The organism is Mycobacterium gordonae, assembly GCF_001417955.2.
Lineage (GTDB): Bacteria > Actinomycetota > Actinomycetes > Mycobacteriales > Mycobacteriaceae > Mycobacterium > Mycobacterium gordonae_B.
Map to the genome: position 1 here is coordinate 1 of NZ_LKTM01000107.1, position 3,921 is coordinate 3,921.

The following is a 3,921-nucleotide window of genomic DNA, read 5'->3' on the forward strand; positions in this document are numbered from 1 at the left end:
GGGGAGTCTCTCCATCCCCGCCCTCGGGTCACTAATTGTCAGGGGGCGGGTGCCTCAACCCAGGTTGGCAGAGAGGGCAACCTTGGAGAAGTCCACCAGCGCAACACGCTTCTTCGCACTGGCAGCCGGGATGTAATCAGTGATGATCACCGGTAGGCCAAGAAGCTGAAAGTTCACACCGTTCTGAATGGTGTTCGGCTCAATCACATAGCGGTTGTCATCCGAACCAACCTTCACCTTGCGGATCGCGGCGAAGCTGGCCGGTGTCATCACCCAGTGCGTAGGGGCGACGTGGTTGCCCTGAGCAGCGGCAAGACCGTCGATCAGCGAATCAACTTCGGTCAAATCCAAAGTGCCGGTTGTGATACCGGTCTGGCGGAGGATGCCCTTAATGGTGTCGGATGCTCCGGTGCCGTCATACAGTGCAGCGTCTAGCACGTTGCTCACGTCGGTCACGAGGCGAGTGGATAGAACGGTGTCGAGCGCGCCGACCGTATGTGTGGCCTGACGAATCAATTCATTGCTGACCTTGGTCAAGCTCTTGATGCCCTTCAGCGACGACGGGAGCAACTGCACCTCGTCAAAACTGGCGTTGCTCTCGCTGATCTGGGCACCGGCAGCATAGAACCCAGCGGAGGCACCGGAAGCAATACGCGGCACCCTCACCGGGCCTGCGCTGTCGATGATCTGCGGTCCTGCACTAAGGAATGTGCTTGCCTGCTCCAAAGGCTGAACCAAAAGGTTCGCTACCTCAGCAGCGGTCAAAGTCGGCTGCGTAGCAGCAGTCTGAACAGTCATATTATTTGTCCTTTTAAAATAACGGTGTTACTGCCGCCATCAAGGACAGCTAAATAAATCGGGTATCTAACCCTAGAAATACAGAATAGGTCGCGAATCAGTCGCGTTTACCTTACTCTTTAATTTTATCAGACGGACTGTCGAAGTCGGCCTAGAAGCGAGAATGGTTCCCCTTTGTTACCGGTGACACCCTGACCAACCGGACCCGCCGCAATCTTGCGCGCCTTCAGGTGCGGCTTGCGGGACAACAGATCATCAATAGCTGCGTTCAACGTGTCGTCGTCGGCCAACGAATCAGCGTTGAATTCCAAATCTGTCGGGTCGGCTAGCTTCCCGGTCGCTCCTACCTTCAAGGTGAAAAGCTGGCGCAGTAACTCATTCGACCGTGTTTCGGCGGTCTCGGCGCGGTGCCGGTGATCCTTCGCCTCAGTGCGTAGCTTCTCTACATAGGCACGCGGGAAAGTGTCTGCGGATTCGTCCTGCTCAGTTTCGACGTTCTCGGGCTCATCGGTACCTGACACGATGGTTCCTCTCTGTGATAGCGCGTAATGCCGTCTATTTGCCCTCACGAGCAATCAAAACAGCAGGGGTAGAGAAATGTATACGGGTTTACGCAGCGGGCGATTCAGGGGTAATTGCCTGAGTGATGAACTTGCCTAGCCGGATATCCGACGCGAACCGGGCATCACGCTCGAAATCAATCAATTCCTGCTTTACCTCGTCCTCAGAAAAGCCAAGCTTGCGGAGGGTAGCAGTCTTAGAAAGAATTCCGGCGCTAAACAACTTCACCGCATAATCAGCTTCCTGAGCCTGCGAGCGAGTATCAGCAGGTGACCACACAACACGGGCGGTAACGCTGGCAGGGTCAACACCGTCACGGATAGCCACAAGCAACCGGGCGACCGCTTCCCACCCGACGCCGTACAAACGCTGGCGAGCCTCAGCACGGGAAACCAAAGCAGCCTCAGCAGCCCTCAACGCGTCAGCACTAGTGACCGAATCCTGAAGCAGCCCAACATAATGCGCGGGCAAACCGCTAACCATCATCGCCTGCGAAATGAGAACGCGGATACCGGATTCGAACGTCTTTAGGTCAGCAGCGGGAAGACTGCCAAACTTGCTGTTCGCATCCTCGCTGATCATCATGCGATTCGATTCATCCCCGCCGAACGGGTTGGTGGGTGCCGTCACCACATCGCCGGTATCAGGGTCAACGACAGGTAGGCCGGTGTCCTCATCAATGACCGGCTTTTCCTCAAGCTCGATACCGGTTGCATACCTTCGCGGCCTGCCTGCATATTCGCTGGCGACCATCATGTCCAGCAATAGTTTGTTAATTGCGTCCTGGATCGAGAGCAAATCATCAATCACACTCGGTTCATTTTCATCCCCGATAGCCACGATAGGAACAACACCAAGGCCGTGCTCGACAGTTTCGATCAACTCATATCCCGCATTACCAGCACTCGGGGTTTTCGCACACCACGCCTCAACCCGGTCCGCGTAATAGATCCACGCGAGCGTTTCGGTCTTGGTCCTGACCCTTTTGACTGCTCGTAAAATCTGCCGGTCAATCGGCGAACGAATCACTGTCACCTCAGACGGGTGCTCAACGGTAGCCCTCGGCTTGCCACTGCCGTCAGTCCAACACAGCACATACCCGACGCCGTACAGCAAAGCATCGGAGTGGACCTGAGCCGACAGCTGGTCTAGGTCCGAGTATTCAAACAGAGACCACGCGTCGGTGCCCTCAATGCCGCTGAGCCTCAGCCGTTCCTGCAATGACACAACGGCAGTGCGACACAGGTTGCTAGACAACTGATCAAAGTTCCGCAAAGCCACCTTCGCCTCACGGCTCAGAAACGACAGCGGAGAAGCGCCGTTGTAGTAGCGACTCAACAGCCCGTTACGGAACTGACGGGAATCAAGAGCCATCAAAAGCTCGATCAAATCAGGGGTCATTATTCGAGTTCCTAAGCGAAAGAGTAAGCGCGTCTGCGCTTTACGGGATTAGCCAAATGCCAGGCACGGCGGTCAAACGCGATAATCGCAGCGATGCTGGCGTCCACCTTGCGCGGAGAGCCACGCTTGTCTTTCATGATCACATCACCCTGCGGGGTAGCACGGGCAACACAGTGAGCCATATGAGCGGCTAGACGAGGGTCACCGTCCTGAGACAGGGAGCCGTCCACCACAGCCTGATAAAAGCGATCCGTAGCCGGTGCCATACGCCCAACGAAACCGGTGTTGTACTCCACCACTCGGGTCTCACCGTGACGCTTACCCCAGGCTTCAATCTCGGAACGCCAACCCCACGGATCGCAGGCCAGAGACAGAACCTCGTAGCGTTCGAACATCACATCGACAGCGTTGGAAACCTCTTCGCGAGGGACACGCCAATCCTTGTCGCCGGGGTTTTCCCATAGCCCGATGAGGAAAATGTGCCCGTCCATCGTGCAGCCGACAAGGGCTGTGGAGTCGCCAGAGGCAGAACCGTCGAACCCTGCCGTGATCGGGCCACGGATCGAACATTCCTCAGCACGCGACTCCCACAGGCCAAAGGGCAGCCACCCATCAACACCCGTAACCCACTGGCCCAGACGTAGCTGCCTAAACACAGGCTCACGCAGGGTCTTGCGGACAGCCGCTAGACCATCCTCAGCAAGGAAAGGGTCATCGCAGGACAAAGCTGGGTTGGCGATATGCCACGCGTCACGGTTATCGGGATCGCAATTCGGCTGCGCTGCATACTCTTTCAGATAGAAAGCAGGGTCAGTGCCTTCACGTCCGTGCTGGACAAGACGCCACATCACCGAATCAGCGGAACTAGCCGGGGTCGAAATAGCCAACGTCAAAGACTCAGGACGCTTACCGGCCATGCTGGTAATTGCTTCCCAAACCGGCTCAGTAACAACGTGAAGCTCATCGACAATCAACAGCGACGGGTCATGTCCGTGCAAAGCGCCAGGCTCAGCCGGGAGAGGCGTCAACGTCGCATCATTCTCAGGCAGATACAGGCGATCAGCGAAAACCTGCACGCGCTCACCGGAACCTGTCAACCTGAATGAGGCACCGTTGCGCGGTATTTACTGAGCGTCCTCCTCTGGATGGTCGGGTGGGTTG

General features: G+C 56.6%; 4 protein-coding genes. All 4 read right to left on the reverse strand.

Annotated elements, in window-relative coordinates; genetic code table 11:
- Window positions 1–54: 54 nt before the first annotated feature.
- The 4 genes from AO501_RS10775 to AO501_RS35515 all read right to left on the reverse strand — a co-directional run bounded on the left by AO501_RS10775 (window position 55) and on the right by AO501_RS35515 (window position 3,836).
- Window positions 55–798, reverse strand: a complete 744-nt coding sequence (locus AO501_RS10775) for a phage major capsid protein (protein ID WP_082658553.1) — start codon at window positions 796–798, stop codon at window positions 55–57.
- Between the two features lie 128 nt (window positions 799–926).
- Entirely contained in the window at window positions 927–1,319 is a 393-nt protein-coding gene (locus AO501_RS10780) for a hypothetical protein (protein WP_231752435.1), read from the reverse strand.
- Window positions 1,320–1,407: 88 nt separating this feature from the next.
- Window positions 1,408–2,760: a phage portal protein gene (locus AO501_RS10785; RefSeq protein ID WP_055577709.1), complete on the reverse strand. Its 1,353-nt coding sequence runs from the start codon at window positions 2,758–2,760 to the stop codon at window positions 1,408–1,410.
- Window positions 2,761–2,771: 11 nt separating this feature from the next.
- The gene (locus AO501_RS35515; protein WP_231752436.1) at window positions 2,772–3,836 is read right to left on the reverse strand and encodes a terminase large subunit; all 1,065 of its coding nucleotides are present in this window, start codon (window positions 3,834–3,836) and stop codon (window positions 2,772–2,774) included.
- Between the last annotated feature and the right edge of the window lie 85 nt (window positions 3,837–3,921).

Bases quoted from the DNA above. Each gene is read 5' to 3' on its own strand.
- AO501_RS10785 (WP_055577709.1), bottom strand. From the start codon at position 2,760: ATGACCCCTGATTTGATCGAGCTTTTGATGGCTCTTGATTCCCGTCAG.
- AO501_RS10775 (WP_082658553.1), bottom strand. From the start codon at position 798: ATGACTGTTCAGACTGCTGCTACGCAGCCGACTTTGACCGCTGCTGAG.